Origin of the sequence: Streptomyces sp. NPDC057424 (assembly GCF_042803315.1) — a bacterium.
GTDB lineage: Bacteria > Actinomycetota > Actinomycetes > Streptomycetales > Streptomycetaceae > Streptomyces.
The window spans coordinates 17130-43445 of record NZ_JBHVCP010000048.1 but is presented as its reverse complement, the minus strand read 5'-3'; the positions used below and the strand labels follow the sequence as shown (position 1 = coordinate 43445).

The following is a 26316-nucleotide window of genomic DNA, read 5'->3' as shown; positions in this document are numbered from 1 at the left end:
GTTGCGGCGGACCGGTGGGCGGGAGATTTGCGGGAGCGGCAACAGCAGTGGCCTCCTCGCGGTGCGTCGGCGCACGCTGAGCGCATCCGAGCGAGAGGCTGACCACCATGGCGCACCACCACGAGCACGAGCACACGTCCGAGCAGGGCCACCACCACGACCACACGGACATCGACTGGGCCGAGATGGGCCCGATGCTGGAGTCCTCGGCCGAGCTGTTCGCGTCCCTGTACGAGCGGGCGCTGGGCTGGCTGGCGAAGGAGGTGACCGAGCCGGGCCTGATCGTCGACGCGGGCAGCGGGCCGGGCGTCGTGTCGTGCCTGTTCGCGGAGACGTTCCCGGGCGCGCGGATCGTGGCGGTGGACGGTTCCGAAGCGCTGCTGGAGCGGGCCCGGGCGCGGGCCGAGCGGCAGGGCGTCGCCGACCGCTTCGGCACGATCTCCGGTGAACTGCCCGACGTACTCGGCGAGCTGGACTACCCCGCCGACCTGCTCTGGGCGAGTCGGAGCCTGCACCACCTCGGCGACCAGCGGGCCGCGCTGGCCGCGTTCGCGGCACGGCTGGCACCAGGTGGCACGCTGGCTCTCATGGAGGGCGGTCTGCCCCTGCGGTTCCTGCCGCGCGACATCGGCATGGGCCGGCCCGGTCTCCAGGCGCGGATCGACGCGGTGGAGGCGGAGTGGTTCACCCGGATGCGCACCGAACTGCCCGGGCACGTGGCCGAGACGGAGGACTGGCCGGCCCTGCTGGCCGCCGCAGGGCTCAAGCACACGAGGACGCACAGTTTCCTGCTCGATCTCCCGGCCCCTGCCTCGGACCGGGCGCGTGCGTATGTCGTGGCGTCCTTGTCACACATGCGCGACAAGCTCACCGAGGGGCTAGACGCCGAGGACCTCGCGACCGTCGACCGGCTCCTCGACCCCGACGACGAGGCGAGCCTGCACCGCCGCCCGGACGTGTTCGTCCTCGAGGCCCACACGGTGCACACGGCGGTCCGGGCGGGCTAGGGGGCTTCTGATCGGATCTCCCCGGCATCGCACTCCGGGCCCAGCGGCGGCTGAGTGACTTCGCCGGGGACGGTCCGAGGGTGCCAGCGGAACGGCAGCGCCCCGGTCCGGGCCCACGAGGGGTCCCGGGCCGGGGCGCTGCCGGTGCGGCTCAGGCTCCGTTGAACTCCGCCGGGTCCGGGCCGAGGCGCCGGTCCTCGTTCAGGGCGCTGATCGCCGCCAGGTCCTCGTCGTCGAGGCTGAAGTCGAAGACCCCGATGTTCTCCTTGATCCGCGACGGCGTCACGGACTTCGGGATCACCACGTTGCCCAGCTGGACGTGCCAGCGCAGCACCACCTGGGCCGGGGTGCGGTCGTGCTTGCGGGCGATGGCCACGATCGCCGGGACCTCCAGCAGGCCCTTGCCCTGGCCCAGCGGCGACCAGGCCTCCGTGGCGACGCCGTGCTCCGCGTGGTACTCACGGGCGGCCTGCTGCTGCAGGTGCGGGTGCAGCTCGATCTGGTTCACCGCCGGGACGACCGACGTGTCGCCGATCAGCTTCTCCAGGTGCTCGGGAAGGAAGTTGGAGACACCGATGGCCCGGATCCGGCCGTCGGCGTGCAGCTTCTCGAACGCCTTGTAGGTGTCGACGTACAGACCCCGCTCCGGCGTCGGCCAGTGGATCAGGTACAGGTCGACGTAGTCCAGGCCGAGCTTCTCCAGCGACGTGTCGAAGGCGCGCAGCGTGGAGTCGTACCCCTGGTCGGCGTTCCAGAGCTTCGTGGTGACGAAGAGCTCCTCGCGGGGCAGACCGGCGGCGGCGATGGCCTTGCCGGTGCCCTCCTCGTTGCCGTAGATCGCCGCTGTGTCGATGCTGCGGTACCCGGCCTCCAGCGCCGTCGCGACGGCCGTCTCGGCCTCGTCGTCCGGCACCTGCCAGACGCCGAAGCCCAGCTGGGGCATCTCGACGCCGTTGTTCAGGATGATCGGGGGGACCTTGCTCACGAGCTCTCGATCCTTCGGTAAGTGGTCAGGTGTACGTCCCATCGTCAACGATCACGGGCGGTGATGCATTCCTGACGGGAGAATTCCGAAGCCACACATGCCCCGCGGGGCGGACGTCACGCCCGGTAGAGCGCTTCGACCTCGTTCTCGTAGGCCTTCTCGATCGCCTTGCGCTTCAGCTTCAGGGACGGGGTCAGCAGCCCGTGCTCCTCGGTGAACGGCTGGGCCAGTATGCGGAAGGTGCGGATCGACTCGGCCTGCGAGACAAGGGTGTTGGCGGCGACCACGGCGCGGCGCACCTCCGTCTCCAGATCCGCGTCGCGCACCAGCTCCGCGGGGGACATCTGCGGCTTGGCCCGCATGGCGAGCCAGTGCTCCACGGCCTCCCGGTCGAGGGTGATCAGGGCGGCGATGTACGGCCGGTCGTTGCCGACGAGGATGCACTGGTTGACCAGCGGATGGTCCCGGACGCGTTCCTCCAGCACACCGGGTGAAACGCTCTTGCCGCCGGATGTGACCAGGATCTCCTTCTTGCGGCCGGTGATGGTGAGGAAGCCGTCCTCGTCCAGCGAGCCGAGGTCGCCGGTGGCGAGCCAGCCGTCGTGCAGGCTCTCGTCGGTGGCCTTGGGGTTGTTGAGGTAGCCGTGGAAGACGTTCTCGCCGTTCAGCCAGATCTCGCCGTCGTCCGCGATGTGCACGGTCATGCCGGGGATGGGCTGCCCGACCGTGCCGAAGCGGGTACGCCCCGGAGGGTTGGCCGTCGCGGCGGCCGTGGACTCCGTCAGGCCGTATCCCTCGTAGATGTGGACGCCCGCTCCGGCGAAGAACAGCCCGAGCCGGCGGTCCATCGCCGATCCGCCGGACATGGCGTGCTTGATGCGGCCGCCCATGGCGGCGCGGATCTTGGCGTAGACCAGCTTGTCGAACAGCTGGTGCTGCATGCGCAGACCGGCCGACGGGCCGGGGCCGGTGCCCCAGGCCTTGGCCTCCATCGCGTCCGCGTACTTGATCGCGATGTCGACGGCCTTCTCGAAGGGGCCGGAGCGCCCCTCCTTCTCGGCCTTGCGGCGGGCCGCGTTGAACACCTTCTCGAAGATGTACGGCACGGCCAGGAAGAACGTCGGCCTGAACGCGGCCAGATCGGGCAGCAGGGCCGCCGCGTTCAGCTGCGGCTGATGGCCGAACTTCACCTTGCCGCGGATCCCCGCGACCTGGACCATCCGCCCGAAGACGTGCGCGAGCGGCAGGAACAGCAGGGTCGCGGTCTCGTCGCCGCGCTTGGAGCGGAACACCGGCTCCCAGCGCTCGATGACGGTGTCCGCCTCGTACATGAAGTTGCCGTGGGTGAGGACGCACCCCTTGGGGCGGCCGGTGGTGCCCGACGTGTAGATGATCGTGGCGACCGAGTCGGGTGTGACGGCCTGCCGGTGGCGGTGCACCATCTCGTCGTCGAGGTGCGCGCCCGCGTCGTACAGCTCGTGCACGGCGCCGGAGTCGAGCTGCCACAGCCGGCGCAGCTGGGGCAGCCGGTCGATGACGGTGGCGATCGTCATCGCGTGGTCCTCGTGCTCCACGACCGCGGCCGTCACCTCGGCGTCGTACAGCATCCAGAAGCACTGCTCGGCCGAGGACGTCGGGTAGACCGGCACGACCTGGGCGCCGATCGTCCACAGCGCGTAGTCGAACAGGGTCCACTCGTAGCGTGTGCGGGACATGATCGCGACCCGGTCGCCGAACCGGATACCGCTCGCCAGCAGGCCTTTGGCCAGGGCGAGCACCTCGTCGCGGAACTCGGCGCTGGTGACGTCCCGCCACTGGCCGGATTCGTCCTTGCGGCCCAGCGCGATGTGCAGCGGGTCCTCCTGGGCATGCTCGAAGACCACGTCGGCCAGACCACCCACCGGAGGTGCCAACGCCAACGGAGGGTTGGTGAACTCGCGCAAACCCCGCTCCCCGTTCCTCAGCGCTCTTGTCGTGTGACGCCCCGCACAGCGCCGTGAAAGCTACCCCACCCGGACAGGGGGCGGGAGGGGGTGCGAAGGCGAGCACCGCTCTTGTCCGCACTGGTCAGCGAGGGAAAAAGCACTCACATGGGGAAGGGTCGGACACAAACCTGACGGTTGAGTAAGTTTCGGTGCCGTAATCTCCACCGAATCTGTACGACCCTGCCACGGCCCGGCACGTATCTCCGCGGACCGCTCAAGCGTCTTCTTCTGACAGCGCGCCGACGGCGGATTCCGTCACTCCGCTTCCGTCGGACGCTCCAGGGCCGGGCAGGTCACAGCCCTTTGCGCGCGCTGCGGTGCAGCCGGTCCCCGCCCGCCAGGATCGCCGCCGCCAGGGCGTCGGCCGCACCCTGGGCGGACGTCCGGCGCCGGCCGTGGACCAGGACGAAGTCGACCTGCCCCAGTTCCGGCAGCCCGCCCCGGTCCGGGACCCGGACCAGTCCCGGCGGGATGAGGCCGCGGGAGTGGGCCATCACGCCGAGACCGGCCCGGGCCGCCGCGACGAGGCCGTTGAGGCTGCCGCTGGTGCACACCACGCGCCACTCACGGCCCTGCCGCTCCAGAGCCTCCAGGGCGAGCGCGCGGGTGATGCCCGGCGGCGGGTAGACGATGAGCGGCACCGGGCGTTCCGGGTCGAGCCGGAGGCGTTCCGCGCCGATCCACACCAGCCGGTCGTGCCGGACGAGCTCGCCCCGCGGGTCCTCGGGCCGCCGCTTGGCCAGGACGAGGTCCAGCTTCCCGGCGGCCAGCTGCTCGTGCAGCGTGCCCGACAGCTCGACCGTCAGCTCCAGGTCGACCTCCGGGTGCTCGTGCCGGAAGCCCTCCAGGATCTCGGGCAGCCGGGTCAGCACGAAGTCCTCCGAGGCGCCGAAGCGCAGCCGGCCGCGCAGCCGCGTGCCCGTGAAGAAGGCCGCCGCCTGCTCGTGCACCTCCAGGATCCGGCGCGCGAAGCCGAGCATGGCCTCGCCGTCCTCCGTCAGCTCCACCGAGTGCGTGTCCCGGGTGAACAGCGTGCGCCCGGCGGCGTCCTCCAGCCGCCGCACGTGCTGGCTGACCGTCGACTGCCGCAGCCCGAGCCGCCGCGCGGCCTGCGTGAAGCTCAGCGTCTGCGCCACCGACAGGAACGTGCGCAGATGGGACGGGTCGTACATGACCCCCAGGTTATCGCGGAACGCGATGACAGTGAGAGCCGTATACGGGATTCCCGATCGCCGGGCCGGGGAGCAGGATGGAAGGGGGCCGCTGCGGCCCCGGACCGACCGAAGTACCGAGCAAGTGGAGCACCGTGAAACGCCTGCACCGGCCGAGTTGGATGCCGATCGACCCCTTCATCCTGCTGCTCCTCGGGACGGTGGGTCTCGCCGCACTGTTCCCGGCACGCGGATCGGCCGCCGATGTCGCCTCCGGTGCCTCCACGGCGGCGGTCGCCCTCCTCTTCTTCCTGTACGGCGCCCGGCTGTCCACACGTGAGGCGCTCGACGGCCTGCGGCACTGGCGGCTCCACGTCACGGTCCTGGCCTGCACCTTCCTGGTCTTCCCGTTGCTCGGGCTCGCGGCCCGCGGGCTGGTGCCGGTGATCCTCACGCACCCGCTCTACCAGGGACTGCTCTTTTTGACGCTCGTCCCGTCGACCGTCCAGTCGTCGATCGCCTTCACTTCGATGGCCCGCGGCAACGTGCCCGCCGCGATCTGCGCGGGCTCCTTCTCCTCCCTCGTCGGCATCATGGCCACCCCGCTGCTCGCCGCCGCGCTGCTCGGCGGCAACGGCGGCGGGTTCTCCGCCGGCTCGCTGCTGAAGATCGTGCTGCAGCTGCTGGTGCCGTTCCTCGCCGGGCAGCTGCTGCGCCGCTGGATCGCCGGCTCCGTCACCCGCCACAAGCAGGCCCTCGGGCTGGTGGACCGCGGCGCGATCCTGCTCGTCGTCTACACCGCGTTCAGCGCCGGCATGGTCCAGGGCATCTGGCACCAGGTCAGCCCCGCGCGGCTCGGCGGCCTGGTCGTCGTCGAGGCGGTGATCCTCGCCGTGATGCTGCTGCTCACCTGGTACGGCGGCAAGGCGCTGCGTTTCGGCCGGGCGGACCGGATCGCCATCCAGTTCGCCGGCTCGAAGAAGTCCCTGGCCGCCGGCCTGCCCATGGCCAGCGTCCTGTTCGGCGCGCACGCGGCACTCGCCGTGCTGCCGCTGATGCTCTTCCACCAGATGCAGCTGATCGTGTGTGCGGTGATAGCCAAGCGACGCGCGCGGGAAGCGGCGACGGAGGTCACCGCGCCGCGATCAGCCGCAGCGACACGAACCGTGGTCGGTACAAGGACACGTTCCGGCTGAGCTGGGCGGCGGCGCCCGTCATCTCCAGCCAGTTGACGTCGTAGCTCAGAACGAGCCGTCCGCCGCCGCTCAGCACCGGATGCGCCTGCGGGTTGTAGGCGGCCACCTGCCCCTGCGGCAGCGGCGGGCTGAACTCCTTCGCCGGACCGTGCCACGGCCCGGCGGCAGAGCAGGCCCAGTAGGACGCCACGGTGGTCAGCCCCTTCGGGCCGGCGGCCATCGTGAACAGCACGTACGTGCCACCCTCCCGGACGACCGAGAACGCGCTGCCCACGCCCTTGCGCCGCCCGTCCCCGAGCACCGGCCGGGGGCGGGCGCCAGGCACCCACGCCGAGCCGCTCCAGTACTGCCATGCCTCAGGATCCGCGAGCCCGCCCTCCGGCACCCGGGCCGCGTACGCGTGCGAGGCGGGGCGGGAGGCGGGGCGGCCGTCGTCGCCGCCGAACACATAGGTCCAGCCGTCCTCCTCGACCAGCGTCGTGCCGAACAGCACGCGCCGGGACGGGTCGGGTACCAGCTGCTGGTCCAGCACCTTGACGACCGACTCGAGCCGCAGATCGGGCAGCGACAGCGTGGCCACCTCGGTCGCGGTGGGCACGCCGTAGATCCACGGGGCCTGCCCCGCCGTGCGCACCCACAGCAGCACCCGGACCACCTGCTCCGAGGAGCCGGGGGAGCGGGGTTCGACGCGGGCGGCGACCGGCCAGCGCCACTGGTTCGGTGCCGGGTCGGCGAACAGCGGGGCGGGCAGGGTGGATTCGAGCCGGCCGTCGCGCATCAGCACGGCCGAGTTGCGCACCAGCGGGGTGGTGGCGTCCCGCCAGGCGTAGGACTCACCGTGCGGGTTGGGCGGGCCGTACACCCGGCCCAGGTAGGTGTCCGAGAACAGCCACAGCACCCGGCCGTCCGGCAGCCGCACCGAGTGGGTGCCGTCGCCACCGGTCCAGTCGTCCGTGCGGCTCGCGTCGTCGCCGTAGCGGGCGAACTCGGCGGTGAGACCGTCGTCCGCCTTCCAGGGGCCGACCGTGAGCGCCTGACAGGCGTCGTCGTCCGGACCGTCGTCGTCCGGCAGGGCGATGAGCAGCGCGGCGCCCAGAACGAGGACCAGCAGAAGGCCGATCCCGGTTCCCGCGCGCTGTCGTGCTCGTGCTTCTCCTGAGTCGTCGGGCACGCTCCGTGACGTTAGTTGCTGCCGCTCACCTGGTCCATGGGCAGCCACAGCACCGTGCCCCGGGAAGCCGCGCCCGAGGTGCCGTAGGCCAACTCCCTGTCGCTCAGGGCCCGGTTCCACACCCGGACGTCGTCGATCGCCCCGGTGAGGAACGCCCGGCTGTCCATGCGCTGGCCGATGTGCACGCCGAACGGGGAGTTGCGGCTGACCGAGCCCGGCACGTCCGCCGTGCTGAGCGCCTTGCCGTCGAGGAAGAGCGTCAGCCGTCCTCCGCCGCGGCGCAGCGCAAGATGGTGCCAACGGCCGTCGTTGCGGGCGCCGTCGGTCCATACCGAGGCCGACCTGACGGTCGCCGCGCCCGACCGGGTGGTGATCAGTCCCCGGACCCGGTCGCTCGCCGGCTCCCCGCGCAGCCAGATCTGCGGCTGTGTGGTGCCGATGCCGCCCATCCACAGGAAGGGCTGCTCGCCGGTCGTGGCCGTGTAGCGGAAGTGCAGCGAGGCGGTGAAGTCACCTTCGCCGAGCGGGAGCCGGGACCGGTACGGCAGCCGCACGGCGTCGTCGGTGCCGTCGAAGGACAGCGCCCCGCCGCGGACACCGGCCGTCCGCCCGGCGCCGCCGAGCACGGCCGCGGGCCTGGCGCCCGCCGCCGCGTCGCGGGTGGTCGGGTCGGCGCCCCGGCGTGGCTTCAGCCAGTCCTCGGTGAAGCGGGCGAAGCGGATCTCGTCGCGTGCGTCGGCCGCGCCGCCCTCGTACAGCAAGCCCACCGTCGTGCCGTTGACGGCCGCCATGTCGGAGTAGCCGGACCAGTCCGTGGTGACGACCGTGCCCCGGTCCACGCTCTCCCAGGTGCGCCCGCCGTCGTAGGAGGAGCGGATCATCATCGTCCGGCGGCGGTCGGGGTCCGCCGGAGCGGACAGCAGCATCCGGTCGCCGAGGCGCAGGGTCGCGCCCTGGACCTGCGGGGTGTACAGGTCCGGGAGCTCGCGGAACGGTGCCTCGAAGCTGTCGCCGCCGTCCAGGCTGAGGGTCTGGGAGCGGTGGCCCAGGTCGGTGCCGTCCTGCTCCCGGCCGCTGACGAGGAGGGCGCCGTCGGCACGTTCGGTGAGCGTCACCTCGGACGGCTTCTGCCGGAACGTGCCGTCCTGCGCCATGGGCCAGGTGTCCGTGGCGCCGACCTGCCAGGAGTCGCCGCCGTCGTCGCTGACGATGAGCGCGGCGTGGTCGGCGGAGACCCGGCTGCCGTTCCACGTCTCGGTGCTGACGCCGAACACGAGCCGCCCGGCGTGCTTGCCGCGGGTCAGCTGCACACCGTGCACGGGACCGGTCGCGTACCAGGAGTTCCAGTGCCCGGGCAGGATCTCGTCGCTCAGATCGCGTGGCTCCGACCAGGTCCTGCCGTCGTCGTCGCTGTACTGCAGGTGCGGGGTGCGGTCGCAGGGGACGGAGCAGTTGCCGGCGTCCGTACGGCCGGTGTTGAACGTCTCGGCCAGCAGGATCCGGCCGGTCCTGCGGTCTACGAGGGGCGCCGGGTTGCCGTGCGTGTCGCCCGCGCCCTCGGTGACGACCTGGAGCGGCCCCCAGGTGCGGCCGCCGTCGGTGGAGCGCTTGACGACGATGTCGATGTCGGCCGCGTCTCCGCAGTTGAGGACGCGGCCCTCGGCGAAGGCCAGCAGTGTGCCGCTGGCGGTGCGCACGATCGCCGGGATCCGGAAGCAGGCGTAGCCCGGGTCCCGGGACGCCTTGAAGAGCACCTGTTGTGCGAACTCCGGTAAGGCCGTACTGGGGTTGCCGTGCGCCGGGGCGGTGGGCGCGAGCAGCGCGCCGGCTGCGAGAGCGGCTGTCAGGGTGGATCTCAGACGGGTGCGAAGACTTGACGGCATGGTGCGACCTGCCCTTCATGCGTCTGTCGGCTGGACCACCAGAACCAGGGAACAGACATCCGGTCATCCGGACATTCCATGTCCCATGGGTGGGTCACAGACGGTACTTGGGTTCACAGCCCCCCACGAGAAGCGTGCGTCAGGGGATCAGGACGACCTTGCCCAGGTTGGTCCGCCCCTCGATCTCCCCGTGCGCCTTGGCCGCGTCCTCCAGGGCGAACTCCCCGTGGACGACGGGCCTGAGTTCCCCCGCCGCGAACAACTGCCACAGCTCCTCGCGCCACTGCTCGTACAACTCCGGCTTCCCGCGGGCGATACGGGCCATCTGGAACCCGATCACCGACTTGGCGCCCACGAGCAGGTCGTACGCCCGGACGGTGCCGCCGCCCGAGCTGTACGCCACCAGCCGGCCCTCCGGGGCGAGTGCGGCGAGGGCCGGGGTGAGCAACTCGCCGCCGACCGCGTCCAGGACGTAGTCGACCGGGGTGCCCCAGCTGTCGTCGCCGTACGAGATGACGTGGTCGGCGCCGAGGCCCCGGACGAAGTCGGCCTTGGCCGGGTCGGAGACGGCTCCCACGACCCGTCCGGCGCCGCGCGTCCCGGCCAGCTGCACGGCCAGATGGCCGGCACCGCCCGCGGCCGCGGTGACCAGGGCGGCCTCGCCAGGCTGGGGGCGGGCCGCCTCCAGGGCGCCGAGGGCGACCAGCCCGCTGCGGACCAGGGCGACCGCTTCGACGGCGCTCGCGCCGGGCGGGACCGGGGAGGCCATGGCCTCGTGCAGCAGCGCGAAGTCGGCGTAGCCGTGGCCGAAGCAGAGCCCGGTCACCCGGTCGCCGGTGCCGAAGCGGGTGGCGCCCTCGCCGGCGGCCACGACCTCGCCGGCGATCTCACCGCCGAGCGGGCCGGGCTCAGCCGCCTCGGTGACCTTGCGTACCGCCGGGAGCGTGACGCCGATCGCCTCCGCGCGCACGAGCAGCTCACCCGGGCCGGGCTCGGGGAGCAGTGCCTCCTCCACGAACAGGGGGCCGCCTCGGGATTCGCAGCGGACGCGGCGCATCGCACCTCCGGAGTCGTGGGTGATCCCAACGAACTCGTTGGGGAGCCCAACGGTATAGGACGATCATAGGAAGGACCAACGATCTCTTGGTTAGGCTGCGGCCATGTCGGAAGCCCCCCTCCCCGCGATCCGCTCCCTGCCCAGCTGGCTGCTCGGCCGCGCCGCCGCCCACGGCCGGGCCCTGGTGGCCGACGCGCTGGCCGGGGAGGACATGCGGATGTGGCACCACGTGGTGCTGTCCGCCGTCCGTGACCTCGCCCCCGTCGCCCAGGCCGACCTCGGCCGCGGCGTCCGGCTGGACCCCAAGGATTTGGTCGGCGTCCTCAACGACCTCCAGTCGGCCGGCCTGGTGGTACGAGAACCGGACCCGAGGGACCGCCGCAAGAACGCGGTGTCCCTCACCCCGCGGGGAGCACGGCTGCTGAAGCGCTGCGAGAAGGCGGCCCGCGCGGCCAACGACGAACTGCTCGCACCGCTGTCGGCGGCCGAGCGGGAGCAGTTCACGGAGATGCTGCTCCGGATATCCGCCACGGCGGACTGACGACGACCCCGGATCCTCGCGGGGCAGGCCGAGACGGGGCCCCTGCGGCGCAGGGGGCGCTCCCCGCCGGCCGGGGCCCCGCCGCCGTGTCGCGGGAGGGACCTGCTCAGCCCTGGGCGGCGGCCCGCAGGGCGATGCGCTCCTCACCCGCGTACACGTTCATGGAGCTGCCCCGCAGGAAGCCCACCAGCGTCAGGCCCGTCTCGGCGGCCAGGTCCACCGCCAGCGAGGACGGCGCCGACACGGCCGCCAGTACGGGAATGCCGGCCATCACGGCCTTCTGCGCCAGCTCGAAGGAGGCCCGGCCCGACACGAGCAGGACCGCCCGGGACAGCGGCAGGTCCCCGTTCTGCAGGGCGCGGCCGACCAGCTTGTCGACCGCGTTGTGCCGGCCCACGTCCTCCCGGACGTCCAGCAGCTCGCCGTCTTCCGAGAACAGGGCCGCCGCGTGCAGGCCCCCCGTCCGGTCGAAGACCCGCTGGGCCGCGCGCAGCCGGCCGGGAAGGTCCGCGAGCAGCTCGGGGGAGATCCGCACCGGGGGAGTGTCGGCGATGGGCCACCGGGCCGTGGTGCGCACCGCGTCCAGCGACGCCTTGCCGCACAGCCCGCAGGAGGACGTGGTGTAGACGTTGCGCTCCAGCGTGATGTCGGGGATCACCACGCCCGGGGCCGTCTGCACGTCGACCACGTTGTACGTGTTCGAGCCGTCGGCCGTCGCCCCGGCGCAGTAGACGATGTTCCGCAGGTCCTGCTGCCCGGCCAGCACCCCCTCGCTCACCAGGAAGCCCGCCGCCAGCGCGAAGTCGTCGCCCGGCGTGCGCATGGTGATCGCCAGGGACTTGCCGTTGAGCCGGATCTCCAGAGGTTCCTCGGCGACGAGCGTGTCCGGGCGGCTGGAGACCACCCCGTCCCGGATGCGGATCACCTTGCGTCGTTCCGTGACTCGTCCCATGTCCCGATCAGTCCCGGTTCTGTACGTGCTGGTAGCCGAAGCGGCCCTTGATGCAGAGATTGCCGTGGGTCACCGGGTTGTCGTGCGGCGAGGTGACCTTCACGATCTCATTGTCCTGCACGTGCAGCGTCAGGTTGCAGCCCACTCCGCAGTACGCGCACACCGTGGTCGTCTCCGTCTGCCGCTCCTCGTCCCACGTACCCGCCGCGCGCATGTCGAACTCGGACTTGAAGGACAGCGCGCCCGTGGGGCACACCTCGATGCAGTTCCCGCAGTACACGCACGCCGAGTCGGTCAGCGGCGCGTCGTGCTCCACGGCGATCCGGGCGTCGAAACCGCGCCCGGCGACCGAGATCGCGAAGGAGTTCTGCCACTGGTCGCCGCAGGCGTCGACGCACTTGTAGCAGAGGATGCACTTGTCGTAGTCGCGCACGTACAGGTCGTTGTCGATCTTCGGCTCCTCGTTCAGCCGCGCCGCGTCCGGGCCGAAGCGGTCCGGCTTCGCCTCGTACTCCTTGAGCCACCCGGCGACCCTCGGCGTCGTCGACAGGTCGACCGAGGACGCGAGCAGTTCCAGGACGACCTTGCGGCTGTGCCGGGCGCGCTCGGTGTCCGTGCGGACCTCCATGCCCGGCTCGGCCTTGCGGGAGCAGGCCGGGACGAGCGTCCTGGCCCCCTCGACCTCGACGACGCAGACCCGGCAGGCGTTCTTGGGGCGCAGGGTGTCGCCCTCGCACAGGGTCGGGATGTCCTTCCCGGCCGCCCGGCAGGCGTCCAGGACGGTCGAGCCCTCGGGGACCCGGGCCACCTCGCCGTCGAGGGTGAACTCCAGCATGCGGCGCGGGATCCCCAGCGGTGTGACGGTCATTCGTACGCCCCCAGACGGTCGATGGCGGATTCCACGGCGTTCCACGCGGTCTGCCCGAGACCGCAGATCGAGGCGTCCCGCATGGCGCGGCCGACCTCCCGCAGCAGCGCGATGTCCCCGGCGGCGTCGACGCCCGTGCGCTCCACGATCCGGTGCAGCGCCTCCTCCTGCCGCACCGTCCCCACCCGGCACGGCACGCACTGCCCGCACGACTCGTCCCGGAAGAACTCCGCGATGCGCAGCAGCAGCCGGGGCAGGGGCACGCTGTCGTCGAAGGCCATCACGACCCCCGAGCCGAGCGTCGTGCCCGCCTCCCGCGTCCCTTCGAAGGTGAGCGGCACGTCCAGCTCGTCGGCCCGCACGAAACCGCCGGCCGCCCCGCCGAGCAGCACCGCCCGCAGCCCGTCGCGCACCCCGGCCAGGGTGAGCACATCACCGAGGGTCGCGCCGAACGGCACCTCGTAGACACCGGGCCGCTCCACACTCCCGGACACGCAGAACAGCTTCGGTCCGGTGGAGCGCCCGGTGCCGATCGCCGCGTACGCCGGGGCCCCCATGGTCAGGATCGGCAGGACGTTGACCAGCGTCTCCACGTTGTTCTCGACCGTCGGCTTGCCGAACAGGCCCTTCTCCACAGGGAACGGCGGCTTGGAACGCGGCTCGCCGCGGTAGCCCTCGATGGAGTTGAACAGGGCCGTCTCCTCACCGCAGATGTAGGCGCCCGCGCCGCGCCGGATCTCGATGTCGAAGGCGTAGCCCTGCCCGAGGACGTCGTCGCCGAGCAGCCCTCGCGCACGGGCCTGCGCGATCGCCTGCTCCAGCAGGCGCAGGGCGCGCGGGTACTCGCCGCGCAGATACAGGTAGCCCCGGTGGGCGCCGGTCGCGTACCCGGCGATCGTCATGGCCTCGATCAGCGCGTACGGGTCGCCCTCCATGAGCACCCGGTCCTTGAAGGTGCCCGGCTCCGACTCGTCGGCGTTGCAGACGAGGTAGTGCGGCTGGTCGGGCTGGGACGCCGTGGCCTGCCACTTGCGGCCGGTGGGGAAGGCGGCGCCGCCGCGCCCGACCAGGCCCGACTCCGTGACCTCGCGGATGACCCCGGCCGGACCCAGCTCGAAGGCCCGGCGCAGGGCCGTGTAACCGCCGTGGGCGCGGTAGTCGTCGAGGGACGACGGGTCGACCACGCCGACGCGGTGCAGCAGCATCAGCCCGTCCTGCCCCGCCTGGGGGACCGCCAGCGCGGCCGGCGGCTCCTCGGGCGCGGAGCCGGGCGAGCTCGCCGCGAGCACGGCGTCATGGACGGTCGCCGGCGCCGAGACCGCCGTGCGGACCGGATCCCCGGCCTTGATCGCGAGCACGGCCGGGGCGCGTTCGCACAGGCCCAGGCACGGGCTGCGTTCGACACCCACGCCGCTGCCGAGGCCCAGCCGCCCCTCGATCCCGGCGCACAGCTGAGGCGCCCCGGCCGCCGCGCACGCCAGGTCCGTGCACACGTGGAGCACGGTCGCCGGACGCGGCTCGACCGAGAACATGGCATAGAAGGTGGCGACCCCGTACGCCTCCGCCGGCGGCACCGTCAGCCGCCGGCACAGGTAGTCGAGGGCGCCGTCGCTGATCCAGCCGACCCGGTCGTTGATCGCGTGCAGCCCCGGCAGCAGCAGGTCGCGCCGGTCCCTGGCCTCGCGCCCGCCACGCGCCCACCGCAGATCCGCATCGGAGCGGTCGGCGCCCTCCCACGAGGACTGCGGAGGCCCGAGGAGGGCGTCGACGGCTGCTCGCTCCTCGTCCGTCGGCTTGCTGTCACCGAAGTGCAGGTCCACTTGCGTTCACCCCACGATGGTCGCGACGGGCAGCTTCTCGATCCGGATCGCCGACGCCTTGAACTCCGCCGTCCCCGCGATCGGGCAGTTCGCCTCGATCGTCAGCTGGTTGGTGTCCACCTCGTCGGGGAAGTGCATGGTCATGAAGGCGAGCCCCGGCCGCAGCGCGGTGTCCACCCACACCGGCGCGGTCACCGACCCGCGCCGCGAGGTCACCTGGACGTGCTCGCCGACCACGACCCCGTAGCGCTCGGCGTCCTCCGGGCTCAGCTCGATGAACTCCCCGCGCCGCAGCGGCGAGGCGTAACCTCCGCTCTGCACACCGGTGTTGTACGAGTCGAGCCGCCGCCCCGTGGTGAGCCGGAGCGGGTAGCGCTCATCGGTGAGGTCCACGGGCGGGTCGTGCCGCACGATCCCGAACGGAGCGAGCGGGCCGCGCCTTTCGGGATCGGCCTCCCACAACCGGCCGTGCAGATAGGTGGGTTCGATCCCGTCCGTGCTCGGGCAGGGCCACTGGATGCCCTGGTGCTCCTCCAGGCGCTCGTACGTCATGCCGTAGTGGTCGGGCGAGACGGAACGGAGCTCGTTCCACACGGTCTCGGCGTCGGCGTACTTCCAGTCGTGGCCGAGGCGGGCCGCGAGGTCGCAGATGATGTCGATGTCCTCGCGGGCCTCGCCGGGCGGGGTGACGGCCTTGCGGACGCGCTGGACCCGCCGCTCGCTGTTGGTGGTCGTGCCGTCGGTCTCCGCCCAGCCGGCCGTGGCGGGCAGGACGACGTCCGCGAGTTCGGCCGTCTTCGTCAGGAAGATGTCCTGCACGACCAGGAAGTCCAGGGCCTTCAGCCGCCGTACGGCCTGCTCGCTGTCGGCTTCGGACTGGGCGGGGTTCTCGCCGATGCAGTAGACGGCCTTGAGCGTGCCGTCCTCCATCGCCTCGAACATCTCCGTGAGGTTCAGGCCGTAGTGCGGCCGGATCACGGTGTTCCAGGCCGACTCGAACTTCAGCCGCACGCTCCCGTCCAGGATGTCCTGGAAGCCGGGCAGGCGGTTGGGGATCGCGCCCATGTCGCCGCCGCCCTGCACGTTGTTCTGCCCGCGCAGGGGCTGCAGGCCGGAGCCGTAGCGGCCGACGTGCCCGGTCAGCAGGGACAGGTTGATCAGGGCGCGGACGTTGTCGGTGCCGTTGTGGTGCTCGGTGATGCCCAGGGTCCAGCACAACTGGGCCCGCTCGGCACGCCCGTAGGCATGCGCCAGCTCGCGGATCGCCGCCGCCGGTACGCCCGTCACCTTCTCGGCGAGCGACAGCGTCCACGGCTCGACCAGGGCCCGGTACTCCTCGAAGCCGGTGGTCGCCCGCTCGATGAACGCGTCGTTCGCGAGCCCCGCGTGGATGATCTCGCGGCCGATCGCGTGCGCCATCGGTATGTCCGTGCCGACGTTGAGCCCCATCCAGCTCTCCGCCCATTCGGCGGTCGAGGTCCGGCGCGGGTCGACCGCGTACATCCGGGCGCCGTTCCGGATCCCCTTCAGCACGTGCTGGAAGAAGATCGGGTGCGCGAACCGGGCGTTGGAGCCCCACATCACGATGACGTCGGTGTGCTCGATCTCCTCGTACGACGACGTCCCGCCGCCCGAGCCGAACGCCGCCGACAGGCCCGCCACGCTCGGGGCGTGGCAGGTGCGGTTGCAGGAGTCGACGTTGTTGGTGCCCATCACGACCCGGGCGAACTTCTGCGCCACGTAGTTCATCTCGTTGGTGGCGCGGGCGCAGCTGAACATGCCGAAGGCGTCGCGGTTGCGCCCGATGCCCAGGGCGGCCCGGTCCAGGGCCTCCTCCCAGCCGGCCGGCCGGAACGGCTGGTCGCGGGAGTCCCGGACGAGCGGGTGGGTGAGCCGGGTGTAGGTCTTGGGGGTCCGGTCGCGTTTCCTCATGCGGCGCTCCTCAGCGCGAGCAGGTCCGAGATGGCGTGCACGGTGCGCAGGGTGGGCACCTCCACGCCGGTGATCTCCGCCAGCTCGACGACCGCGGCGAGCAGCACGTCGAGTTCGAGCGGCTTGCCGCGCTCCAGGTCCTGGAGCGTGGAGGTGCGGTGGTCGCCGACCCGCTCGGCACCCGCGAGCCGGCGCTCGATGGAGACACCGACCTCGCAGCCGAGGGCCTCGGCGACCGCCAGCGTCTCGGTCATCATGATCTCGATGACCTTGCGGGTGCCGCCGTGCAGGCACATCTGCCGCATGGTCGCGCGGGCCAGCGCGCTGATCGGGTTGAAGGAGATGTTGCCGAGCAGCTTGACCCAGATGTCGCTCCGCAGGTCCGGTTCGACCGGGCACTTCAGACCACCCGCCTGCAGGGCCTCACTGAAGGCGAGACAGCGGGCGGAGCGGCTCCGGTCGGGCTCGCCGATGGAGAACCGCGTGCCCTCCAAGTGCCGCACGACGCCCGGCCCTTCGAGCTCGGTCGCCGCGTAGACGACACAGCCGATGGCCCGTTCGGGCGCGAGCACCGCACTGACCGCGCCGTCCGGGTCGACACTCTCGACACGGTGGCCGTCGTACGGGCCGCCGTGCCGGTGGAAGTACCACCAGGGGATGCCGTTCTGGGCCGCGACGACCGACGTCGTCTCGTGCAGCAAGGGCGCGATCAGCGGCCCGCACGCCGCGTACGCGTTGGCCTTCAGACCCAGGAAGACATGGTCGACCGGGCCGACCTCGGCCGGGTCGTCGGTGGCGTGGGGGCGCGCGGTGAAGTCGCCGCGTGGGCTGCGCACCCGGACTCCGTGCTGCCTCATGGCCGCCAGATGCGGTCCACGGGCGATGAGATGCACCTCGGCACCCGCGCGGTGGAGCGCGGCGCCGACGTAGGCGCCGATGGCACCGGCGCCGAGAACTGCGACTTTCACGGGAACACTCCGTTCGGTTGAGGGATACCGCGGAGGTGGCTGCCGTCGGCCGCCCACGGGTCGCGTATGGCTCGCGGACGGCTTGTGTCGACGAAATATTGTCTACAGTATGGAGGTTGGGGCGGCAAGGGTCCGTGCGCCGACCGTTCGGCGCATGCTGCATACCGCTCACCGCATACGGTCGACGTGCCGCCTTCTCAACTCCCGTGCGGATCCCTACCGTCCGGGGTTCATGAGTCCCCCAGTCGCGCCCCCGGGCTGGAGCCGCTGGCTCGTTCCGCCCGCCGCTCTCTCCGTACATCTCTCCATCGGCCAGGCCTACGCCTGGAGCGTGTTCAAACCGCCCCTGGAGTCCGCGCTCGGCCTCAGCGGCACGCAGAGTGCGCTGCCCTTCCAGCTGGGCATCGTCATGCTGGGCCTGTCCGCCGCCTTCGGCGGCACGCTCGTCGAGCGCAAGGGCCCGCGCTGGGCCATGACCGTCGCCCTGCTCTGCTTCTCCTCCGGATTTCTGCTCTCCGCGCTGGGTGCGTCCCTGGAGCAGTACTGGCTGATCGTGTTCGGCTACGGATTCGTCGGCGGCATCGGTCTCGGCATCGGCTACATCTCGCCCGTCTCCACACTGATCAAGTGGTTCCCCGACCGGCCCGGCATGGCCACCGGCATCGCCATCATGGGCTTCGGCGGCGGCGCGCTCATCGCCTCACCGTGGTCGGCCCAGATGCTGGAGTCGTTCGGCGGCGACAGCTCCGGTATCGCGCTCGCCTTCCTGGTGCACGGCCTGTCGTACGCCGTCTTCATGTTGCTGGGCGTCGTTCTGGTCCGGGTTCCGCGTCACGCCCCAGGGGAGCGGGCAAGTGCGCGACAAGTCCCCACCGGCCCGCAGGTCTCCGCGAACCAGGCACTGCGCACCCCGCAGTTCTGGTTGCTGTGGCTCGTGCTCTGCATGAACGTCACCGCCGGCATCGGCATCCTGGAGAAGGCCGCGCCGATGATCACGGACTTCTTCGCGGACACCTCCACCCCGGTGTCGGTGACGGCCGCCGCCGGCTTCGTCGCGCTGCTGTCGGCGGCGAACATGGCGGGCCGCATCGGCTGGTCGTCGACGTCCGACCTCATCGGCCGCAAGAACATCTACCGCGTCTACCTGGGCGTGGGCGCGCTGATGTATGCCCTCATCGCCCTGTTCGGCGACTCCTCCAAGCCGCTGTTCATCCTGTGCGCGCTGGTCATCCTCTCCTTCTACGGCGGTGGTTTCGCCACGGTTCCGGCGTATCTGAAGGATTTGTTCGGTACGCACCAGGTCGGTGCCATCCACGGGCGGCTGCTCACCGCCTGGTCCACGGCCGGGGTGCTCGGCCCGCTGATCGTGAACTGGATCGCCGACCGGCAGGAGGAGGCGGGCCGGCACGGCGCGTCCCTGTACGGGCTGTCGTTCGTCATCATGATCGGGCTGCTCGTCGTCGGCTTCGTCGCCAACGAACTGGTCCGGCCCGTCGACCCGCGCCACCACATCCCCGCCCCGAAGGAGGCCGCCCATGGCCGGCGACAGCAGTCAGAGTCCGCCTAGTCCGGACCGGCGGTGGCTGATCACCTTCGCCTGGGTGTGGGTGGGCGTACCGCTCGCCTACGGGCTGTACGAACTGGTGCGGAAGGCGACGCAGCTGTTCACCGGGTAGCCGTTCGACAGGTGTCCGGGGGTCCAGGGTGCTGACCGAAGCTGACAACCCCGGCGCTCGTTTCCTGTCGTCTTGGCTGTCCTCGTACCCGTGAGTCACTGATCAGACTGGTGGATCCGCTACCCAAGGCAACGAGGGGGATCCACCCATGAACGGCTCGCGCATCGCCGCCGTCGGCCACTACCAGCCCGCCAAGGTACTCACCAACGAGGACCTGGCGGGCCTGGTCGACACCAGTGACGAGTGGATCAGGAGCCGGGTGGGCATCCGCACGCGCCACATCGCCGGACCCGACGAACCGGTCGACGAACTGGCCGCCCACGCCGCCGCCAAGGCCCTCGCCGCGGCCGGGCTGACCCCGGCGGACATCGACCTGGTGCTGGTCGCCACCTCCACCGCCGTCGACCGCTCGCCCAACACGGCCGCCCGGGTCGCGGCCCGCCTGGGCATCCCGCAGGCCGCCACCATAGACCTCAACGTCGTGTGCGCCGGCTTCACCCACGCCCTGGCCACCGCCGACCACGCCGTCCGCGCGGGGGGCGCGAGCCGGGTGCTGGTCATCGGGGCCGACAAGATGTCCGAGGTGGCCGACTGGAGCGATCGCAGCACCTGCGTGCTCGTCGGCGACGGGGCGGGCGCCGCGGTGGTGGAGGCCGCCGGCGAGCCGGCCATCGGGCCGGTGCTGTGGGGCTCGGTGCCCGAGATGGGCAACGCGGTGCGCATCGAGGGCACCCCGCCGCGCTTCGCCCAGGAGGGGCAGAGCGTCTACCGCTGGGCCACCACGCAGCTGCCGCCCATCGCGCGCCGGGCCTGCGAGCGGGCCGGGCTGGAGCCTGCCGACCTCGCCGGGGTCGTGCTGCACCAGGCGAACCTGCGCATCATCGAGCCCCTCGCGGAGAAGATCGGTGCCGTCAACGCGGTCGTCGCACGCGATGTCACCGAGTCCGGCAACACCTCGGCCGCGAGCATTCCGCTGGCCTTCTCGAAGCTCGTCGAGCAGGGAGCCGTCGTCACGGGCGACCCGGTGCTGCTGTTCGGCTTCGGCGGGAACCTGTCGTACGCCGGGCAGGTCGTGCGCTGCCCGTGAGCGGCGGGGCGGTGTGACGCGGTCAACTCCCCGAAACCCTGGCTCCTGTGCGCCGTAGACTGTAGACGAAAGACAATCGATACTGACTCTGCGGCGGCACCGGTTCGCGCCGCGCTGTGCACGGCCCTGCCGAGGAGGGGGACCGCGATGCTGTCGACAGGCCTGCCCCAGGGGGCGGTACCCAAGCTGGAACGCCCGGGTCCGCTGCGTGACCGTGTCTACGAGGCACTGCTCGAACTCATCACCACCCGTGCGCTGCAGCCCGGTCAGCACCTGGTCGAGAGCGAACTCGCCGGGCACCTCGGGGTCTCCCGGCAGCCGGTGCGCGAGGCACTGCAGCGACTCAACACCGAGGGGTGGGTCGATCTGCGGCCGGCCCAGGGCGCGTTCGTGCACGAGCCCACGGAGGAGGAGGCCGACCAGCTCCTCACGGTCCGTACGCTTCTGGAGGCCGAGGCGGCCCGGCTCGCGGCGGCCGACGCCGACAGCGCGGGCATCGCCGCCCTGGAAGCGCTGTGCGCGGAGGGCGAGGAGGCCGTCGAGGCCGACGACGTGGACGGGGCCGTCGCCATGAACGCCCGCTTCCATGCCAAGATCATGGAGCTCGCGGGCAACGCGGTCCTGGCCGAACTCGCCGCCCAGGTCGACCGGCGCGTGCGCTGGTACTACACGCCCGTGGCCCGCCAACGGGGCCACCAGTCCTGGATCGAGCACCGCGAACTGATCGCGGCGGTCGCCGCCCGGGACGAGCAGCGGGCCACGCAGCTGATGCGCGAGCACACCGAGCACACCCGCCGGTCGTACCACGCGCGGTCGCGTTCCTAGGGGGAATCCACACCGTCTCGTCGTCCGCCCGGAGGGCGGGCCTCGCGACGTCACCGTCTGGGTCCGCGCCGTCCGGCCGTCGGCGCCCTCCACAGCTCCGGGGCCGCCCTGCGCCCGCCTTTGTCCTGTGAGTGGAAAAAGTAGAGGGCAATTCCTGCGCGACTTCTTCCCACCTCCGGCAGCCGCTGCTACGTTCCCTCCGAAAGCAAGCCACCGAGGTGGCGGAAAACCGGCGCGCACAGGCCGATCGAGGCGGGGAGGGGCTCGTGAGACGTATGACCGCACGACCCGCAAACGCCCATCAGGCCCGTCTGCTCAGGCTGTTGCGCGACGGTGGCCCCAACTCCCGTGCCCAGCTGGGCGACCAGGTCGACCTCTCGCGGTCCAAGCTCGCCGTCGAGGTGGACCGGCTCCTGGAGACGGGGCTGGTCGTGGCCGACGGACTCGCCGCCTCGCGCGGCGGCCGCCGCAGCCACAACGTCAGGCTCAACCCCGGACTGCGCTTCCTCGGCGTCGACATCGGCGCGACCTCGGTCGACGTCGCCGTCACCAACGCCGAGCTGGAGACCCTCGGGCACATCAACCAGCCCATGGACGTACGCGAAGGCCCGGTCGCGGTCTTCGAGCAGGTCCTGGCCATGGCCGCGAAGCTGCGGGCCTCCGGGCTCGCTGAGGGGTTCGACGGCGCCGGCATCGGCGTCCCGGGCCCGGTGCGATTCCCCGAGGGCGTCCCGGTGGCACCGCCGATCATGCCCGGCTGGGACGGCTTCCCCGTGCGGGAGGCGCTCAGCCAGGAACTCGGCTGCCCGGTCATGGTCGACAACGACGTGAACCTCATGGCGATGGGGGAGCAGCACGCGGGCGTCGCCCGCACCGTCGCCGACTTCCTCTGCGTCAAGATCGGCACCGGCATCGGCTGCGGCATCGTCGTCGGCGGTGAGGTCTACCGCGGTACGACGGGCAGCGCCGGCGACATCGGGCACATCCAGGCCGTCCCCGACGGCCGCCCCTGTGCCTGTGGCAACCGGGGCTGCCTGGAGGCCCATTTCAGCGGGGCGGCCCTCGCCCGTGACGCCGTGGAGGCCGCCCAGCAGGGCCTTTCGCCCGAACTGGCCTCGCGGCTGGAGACGAACGGCGGCCTCACCGCTGTCGACGTCGCCGCCGCGGCCTCCGCCGGTGACGCCACCGCCCTCGACCTGATCCGCGAGGGCGGCAACCGCACCGGCCAGGTCATCGCCGGCCTGGTCAGCTTCTTCAATCCGGGCCTGGTGGTGATCGGCGGCGGGGTGACCGGCCTCGGCCACACCCTGCTCGCCGCGATCCGCACCCAGGTCTACCGCCAGTCGCTGCCGCTGGCGACCGGCAATCTGCCCATCGTCCTGGGCGAGCTGGGTCCCACCGCCGGGGTCATCGGCGCGGCCCGGCTCATCAGCGACCACCTGTTCTCACCCGCGTAAGCGCACTTCAGCACTTCGGCACTCCCGTACGTCAGCTCCACGCTCTGCGTACCGAGCCCTGCTCTGCCCTGCCCTGAACACGCCTGCCCGACAAGCGCCCTGACACCGGCCCGCCCGCCAAGGGGAATCGCATGGCACCAGAACCACCGCTGCTCAGCATGTCCGGCATCACCAAGTCGTTCCCCGGAGTCCGGGCCCTCGACGGCGTCGACCTCGACGTCCAGGCCGGCGAGGTGCACTGCCTGCTAGGCCAGAACGGCGCCGGCAAGTCCACCCTCATCAAGGTCCTGGCCGGTGCCCACCAGCCCGACACCGGCGTCATCCGCTGGCGCGGCGAGGAGGTCACCCTCCGCTCGCCGATCGCCGCCATGCGCCTCGGCATCGCCACCATCTACCAGGAACTCGACCTGGTGGAGCACCTGTCGGTCGCCGAGAACGTCCATCTGGGGCATGAGCCGACCACCGCCGGCTTCGTCGTACGCGGCAAAGCGGCCAAGGCCTCAACGGCCGTGCTGCTGGGGCGACTCGGGCATGCCGAGATCGATCCGTCCCGGCTCGTGGGGGAGTTGCCGGCGGCGCAGCAGCAGATCGTCTCGATGGCGCGGGCGCTCTCCCACGACGTACGACTGATCGTGATGGACGAGCCGTCCGCCGCCCTCGACCCGGACGAGGTCGACAACCTCTTCCGCATCGTCGGTGATCTCACCGCTGCCGGAGTCGCCGTCGTCTACATCTCGCACCGCCTGGAGGAGATCCGCCGGATCGGCGACCGGGTGACCGTGCTGAAGGACGGCAGGGCCGTCGCGAACGGGCTCCCGGCGAAGGCGACGCCCACCCGCGAGGTCGTCGCCCTCATGACCGGCCGCAACGTCGAGTACGTCTTTCCCGGCCGGCCCGCCTCCCGGCCGCCCGGCGAACCCGTCCTGAAGGTCCGGGAACTGTCCCGGCAAGGGGAGTTCGAGCCCTTCGACCTGGACGTCAGGCCGGGCGAGATCGTCGGCCTCGCCGGACTCGTCGGCTCGGGCCGCTCCGAGATCCTGGAGACCGTCTACGGCGCCCGCAAACCGACGTCCGGCCGGGTGCTGGTCGACGGCAAGGCCCTGAAGCCGGGCAGCGTTCGGTCCGCCGTCCGGGCCGGACTCGGGCTCGCCCCCGAGGAACGCAAGGCGCAGGCCCTGCTGATGCTGGAGTCCGTCACCCGCAACGTGTCGGTCTCCTCCATGTCCCGCTTCTCGCGCGGCGGCTGGATCGACCGGGGCGCCGAACTCGGTGCCGCCCGGGCCGTCACCCGCGAGCTGTCGCTGAGGCCGGACAACCCGTCCGTGCCCGTGCGCACCCTGTCCGGCGGCAACCAGCAGAAGGCGGTCCTCGCCCGCTGGCTCCTGCGCGGCTGCAAGGTGCTGCTGCTCGACGAACCCACCCGAGGCGTCGACGTCGGAGCCCGCGCCGAGCTCTACGCGGTCATCCGCCGGCTCGCCGACGAGGGCCTCGCCGTACTGCTGGTCTCCAGCGAGGTGCCTGAGGTGCTCGGGCTCGCCGACCGCGTCCTGGTACTGCGCGAGGGCCGGGTCGTCCACACGGCACCCGCGCGTGAACTCGACGAACACCGCGTACTCGACCTGGTCATGGAAGGAAGCCCGGCGTCATGACGCAGCCCGTCTCCCCGCCGCGGGACAGCAGCACCGGCAAGGTGCCCCAGGCCCGGCCCCCCGCCTGGCGCGGCCTGCTGTTCCGCGCCGACGTCCGCACGCTGTCCCTGCTCGGCGTGCTCGCCGTGCTGATCCTCATCGGCGGCATCACCAAGCCCGACGAGTTCCTCGACACCCGCAACCTGCAACTCGTCCTCACCCAGGCCTCGGTGATCGGAGTCGTCACCGTCGGCATGACCTTCGTCATCGTCTCCGGCGGCATCGACCTGTCGGTCGGCGCGATCGTCGCCCTCGCCTCCGTGTGGGCGACCACCGTCGCCACCCAGGAGTACGGCTTCGCCGGCATCCTCTTCACGGCGGTCGTCGTCGGAGTCGGCTGCGGCCTGGTCAACGGGGTGCTCATCGCCTACGGCGCGATGGTGCCGTTCATCGCCACCCTCGCCATGCTGGCCTCGGCCCGCGGTCTCGCCCTGCAGATCACCGACGGCAAGACGCAGATCGTCACCGTGCCCTCCGTCCTCGACCTGGGCGAACGCGACGCCTACGTCCTCGGTGTCCCGCCGTTGGTCATGGTGTTCGCCGTCGTCACCGTCATCGGCTGGCTGGTGCTCAACCGCACCACCTTCGGACGCCGCACGGTCGCCGTCGGCGGCAACCCGGAGGCCGCCCGGCTCGCCGGCATCGACGTCCGCCGCCAGCGGCTCTACCTCTACCTGCTGTCCGGGCTGTGCTGCGGCATCGCCGCCTTCCTGCTGATCGTCCTGGCCGGTTCCGGCCAGAACACCAACGGCAACCTCTACGAACTCGACGCCATCGCCGCCGCGATCATCGGCGGCACCCTCCTCACCGGTGGCCGCGGCACCATCACCGGCTCCGTCCTCGGCGTCCTGATCTTCACCACGATCACCAACATCTTCGCCCTGAACAACCTGCAGAGCGACGTCCAGCAGATCGCCAAGGGCGCGATCATCGTCGCCGCCGTGCTGGTCCAGCGCCGTACCGCGAGCACGACCTGAGGAAAGGGTTCCCCGCCATGCCAGAGATCACGAGCCGCAGAGGGCTGCTCTTCGGAGCGGCCGCCGTCTCCGCCGGTGCCCTCCTCACGGGGTGCACGAGCAACGAGCCCTCCGACTCCGAGGACGAACCGGCCGGCAACAACCAGCCGGCCGCCGACGACAAGCCCGGCAAGCAGGTCACCATCGGCTTCGCCGGCCCGCAGGCCGACCACGGCTGGCTCAACGCCATCAACGACAACGCCAAGAGCCGCGCCGAGAAGTACTCCGACGTCACCCTGGAGATCACCGAGGGTTCCAACGACACCGCGCAGCAGATAGGCCAGATCGAGACCCTCATCAACAAGAAGGTCGACGTCCTGGTCGTGCTCCCGGCCGACGGCAAGGCCCTCACCCAGGTCGGCCTGAAGGCCATGCGCGCCGGCATCCCGGTCGTCAACCTCGACCGCATCTTCAACACCCCGCAGGCCTACCGCTGCTGGATCGGCGGTGACAACTACGGCATGGGCCTCAACGCCGGGCACTACATCGGCGAGAAGCTCAAGGGCACGTCCGGCGCCCGCGTCATCGAACTGGCGGGCCTGGACAACCTGGAGCTCACCAAGCAGCGCACCCAGGGTTTCGACGACGCCCTGAAGAACTACCCCAACATCAAGAAGGTCGCCCGGCAGGCCGCCGAGTTCACCGTCGAGTCCGGGCAGGCCAAGATGGCCCAGCTGCTCCAGGCCCAGTCGAAGTTCGACGCCCTGTGGAACCACGACGACGACCAGGGCGTGGGCGCGCTGCGCGCCATCGAGCAGGCCGGACGCGATGACTTCCTGATGGTCGGCGGAGCCGGCGCCCATTCCGCGTTCCAGGCCATCAAGCAGGACGACGGCGTGCTCAAGGCGACCGTGCTGTACCCGCCGACCATGGCCGCCTCCGCGATCGACCTCGCCCGCGCCCTCGGCCAGAGCAAGGGCATCGGCGGCCTGGCCGAGTTCGAGATCCCGTCGTCGCTCACCCTCTACTCGGCCGTCGTCGACAAGACCAACGTCGACCAGTACATGTCCACCGGCTTCAAGTGAGCCACCCCGCACCCCCCACGTGCGCC

21 protein-coding genes are annotated in these 26316 nt (G+C 71.4%); 10 read left to right on the top strand and 11 right to left on the bottom strand.

Going from position 1 to position 26316, the window contains the following annotated elements; all coding sequences use genetic code 11:
* Positions 1–107: 107 nt before the first annotated feature.
* Positions 108–1007: a class I SAM-dependent methyltransferase gene (locus ACFU3E_RS29600; protein WP_384164842.1), complete on the top strand. Its 900-nt coding sequence runs from the start codon at positions 108–110 to the stop codon at positions 1005–1007.
* Positions 1008–1158: 151 nt separating this feature from the next.
* Here ACFU3E_RS29600 and ACFU3E_RS29595 read toward each other — a convergent pair whose 3' ends face one another.
* The 3 genes from ACFU3E_RS29595 to ACFU3E_RS29585 all read right to left on the bottom strand — a co-directional run bounded on the left by ACFU3E_RS29595 (position 1159) and on the right by ACFU3E_RS29585 (position 5149).
* Positions 1159–2034, bottom strand: a complete 876-nt coding sequence (locus ACFU3E_RS29595; RefSeq protein ID WP_384164839.1) for an aldo/keto reductase — start codon at positions 2032–2034, stop codon at positions 1159–1161.
* A 74-nt stretch (positions 2035–2108) separates the two neighbouring features.
* The gene (locus ACFU3E_RS29590; RefSeq protein ID WP_384164836.1) at positions 2109–3935 is read right to left on the bottom strand and encodes an AMP-dependent synthetase/ligase; all 1827 of its coding nucleotides are present in this window, start codon (positions 3933–3935) and stop codon (positions 2109–2111) included.
* A 335-nt stretch (positions 3936–4270) separates the two neighbouring features.
* Positions 4271–5149: a LysR substrate-binding domain-containing protein gene (locus ACFU3E_RS29585; protein WP_384164833.1), complete on the bottom strand. Its 879-nt coding sequence runs from the start codon at positions 5147–5149 to the stop codon at positions 4271–4273.
* Positions 5150–5310: 161 nt separating this feature from the next.
* On the opposite strand from ACFU3E_RS29585, the gene ACFU3E_RS29580 reads away from it, so the two are divergent.
* Positions 5311–6324: a bile acid:sodium symporter family protein gene (locus tag ACFU3E_RS29580; protein ID WP_384164880.1), complete on the top strand. Its 1014-nt coding sequence runs from the start codon at positions 5311–5313 to the stop codon at positions 6322–6324.
* On the opposite strand, the gene ACFU3E_RS29575 is transcribed toward ACFU3E_RS29580, so the two are convergent.
* From ACFU3E_RS29575 to ACFU3E_RS29565, 3 genes are all read right to left on the bottom strand, one after another.
* The gene (locus ACFU3E_RS29575) at positions 6260–7495 is read right to left on the bottom strand and encodes a DUF4185 domain-containing protein (protein WP_384164830.1); all 1236 of its coding nucleotides are present in this window, start codon (positions 7493–7495) and stop codon (positions 6260–6262) included. The genes ACFU3E_RS29580 and ACFU3E_RS29575 overlap by 65 nt on opposite strands.
* 11 nt (positions 7496–7506) lie before the next feature.
* On the bottom strand, positions 7507–9378 hold the full coding sequence (locus ACFU3E_RS29570; RefSeq protein WP_384164827.1) for an exo-alpha-sialidase: 1872 nt from the start codon (positions 9376–9378) through the stop codon (positions 7507–7509).
* A 139-nt stretch (positions 9379–9517) separates the two neighbouring features.
* Positions 9518–10435, bottom strand: a complete 918-nt coding sequence (locus tag ACFU3E_RS29565; protein ID WP_384164823.1) for a zinc-binding alcohol dehydrogenase family protein — start codon at positions 10433–10435, stop codon at positions 9518–9520.
* A 103-nt stretch (positions 10436–10538) separates the two neighbouring features.
* On the opposite strand from ACFU3E_RS29565, the gene ACFU3E_RS29560 reads away from it, so the two are divergent.
* Positions 10539–10976 carry a MarR family winged helix-turn-helix transcriptional regulator gene (locus ACFU3E_RS29560; RefSeq protein ID WP_384164820.1) on the top strand — a complete coding sequence of 146 codons (438 nt, stop codon included), beginning with the start codon at positions 10539–10541 and terminating at the stop codon, positions 10974–10976.
* A 106-nt stretch (positions 10977–11082) separates the two neighbouring features.
* Here ACFU3E_RS29560 and fdhD read toward each other — a convergent pair whose 3' ends face one another.
* From fdhD to ACFU3E_RS29535, 5 genes are read right to left on the bottom strand one after another with little or no spacing between them, the layout of a single operon-like run.
* The gene (fdhD, locus tag ACFU3E_RS29555; protein ID WP_384164817.1) at positions 11083–11928 is read right to left on the bottom strand and encodes a formate dehydrogenase accessory sulfurtransferase FdhD; all 846 of its coding nucleotides are present in this window, start codon (positions 11926–11928) and stop codon (positions 11083–11085) included.
* Between the two features lie 7 nt (positions 11929–11935).
* Positions 11936–12796 (bottom strand): 2Fe-2S iron-sulfur cluster-binding protein, encoded by an 861-nt coding sequence (locus ACFU3E_RS29550; protein WP_384164814.1) that lies wholly within the window; start codon positions 12794–12796, stop codon positions 11936–11938.
* On the bottom strand, positions 12793–14616 hold the full coding sequence (locus tag ACFU3E_RS29545) for an NAD(P)H-dependent oxidoreductase subunit E (protein WP_384164811.1): 1824 nt from the start codon (positions 14614–14616) through the stop codon (positions 12793–12795). The genes ACFU3E_RS29550 and ACFU3E_RS29545 overlap by 4 nt, the downstream gene beginning before the upstream one ends.
* Before the next feature lie 6 nt (positions 14617–14622).
* Positions 14623–16548: a molybdopterin oxidoreductase family protein gene (locus ACFU3E_RS29540; RefSeq protein ID WP_384164808.1), complete on the bottom strand. Its 1926-nt coding sequence runs from the start codon at positions 16546–16548 to the stop codon at positions 14623–14625.
* Positions 16545–17516, bottom strand: coding sequence for a 2-dehydropantoate 2-reductase (locus tag ACFU3E_RS29535; protein WP_384164805.1), 972 nt, complete (start codon positions 17514–17516; stop codon positions 16545–16547). The genes ACFU3E_RS29540 and ACFU3E_RS29535 overlap by 4 nt, the downstream gene beginning before the upstream one ends.
* Positions 17517–17748: 232 nt before the next feature.
* On the opposite strand from ACFU3E_RS29535, the gene ACFU3E_RS29530 reads away from it, so the two are divergent.
* The 7 genes from ACFU3E_RS29530 (at position 17749) to ACFU3E_RS29500 (ending at position 26290) form a co-directional block, all read left to right on the top strand.
* A complete protein-coding gene (locus tag ACFU3E_RS29530) occupies positions 17749–19083 on the top strand; it encodes an OFA family MFS transporter (protein ID WP_384164802.1) in 1335 nt (444 codons plus the stop codon).
* Between the two features lie 257 nt (positions 19084–19340).
* Positions 19341–20279, top strand: coding sequence for a beta-ketoacyl-ACP synthase III (locus ACFU3E_RS29525; RefSeq protein ID WP_384164799.1), 939 nt, complete (start codon positions 19341–19343; stop codon positions 20277–20279).
* 147 nt (positions 20280–20426) lie between these two features.
* Complete coding sequence (locus tag ACFU3E_RS29520; RefSeq protein WP_384164796.1) at positions 20427–21104, top strand: GntR family transcriptional regulator; 678 nt, start codon at positions 20427–20429, stop codon at positions 21102–21104.
* Between the two features lie 275 nt (positions 21105–21379).
* Entirely contained in the window at positions 21380–22561 is a 1182-nt protein-coding gene (locus tag ACFU3E_RS29515) for an ROK family protein (RefSeq protein ID WP_384164793.1), read from the top strand.
* A gap of 131 nt (positions 22562–22692) precedes the next feature.
* Complete coding sequence (locus tag ACFU3E_RS29510; RefSeq protein WP_384164790.1) at positions 22693–24210, top strand: sugar ABC transporter ATP-binding protein; 1518 nt, start codon at positions 22693–22695, stop codon at positions 24208–24210.
* The gene (locus tag ACFU3E_RS29505; protein WP_384164787.1) at positions 24207–25226 is read left to right on the top strand and encodes an ABC transporter permease; all 1020 of its coding nucleotides are present in this window, start codon (positions 24207–24209) and stop codon (positions 25224–25226) included. The genes ACFU3E_RS29510 and ACFU3E_RS29505 overlap by 4 nt, the downstream gene beginning before the upstream one ends.
* 17 nt (positions 25227–25243) lie before the next feature.
* Complete coding sequence (locus tag ACFU3E_RS29500; protein WP_384164784.1) at positions 25244–26290, top strand: substrate-binding domain-containing protein; 1047 nt, start codon at positions 25244–25246, stop codon at positions 26288–26290.
* The last annotated feature ends 26 nt before the right edge of the window (positions 26291–26316 follow it).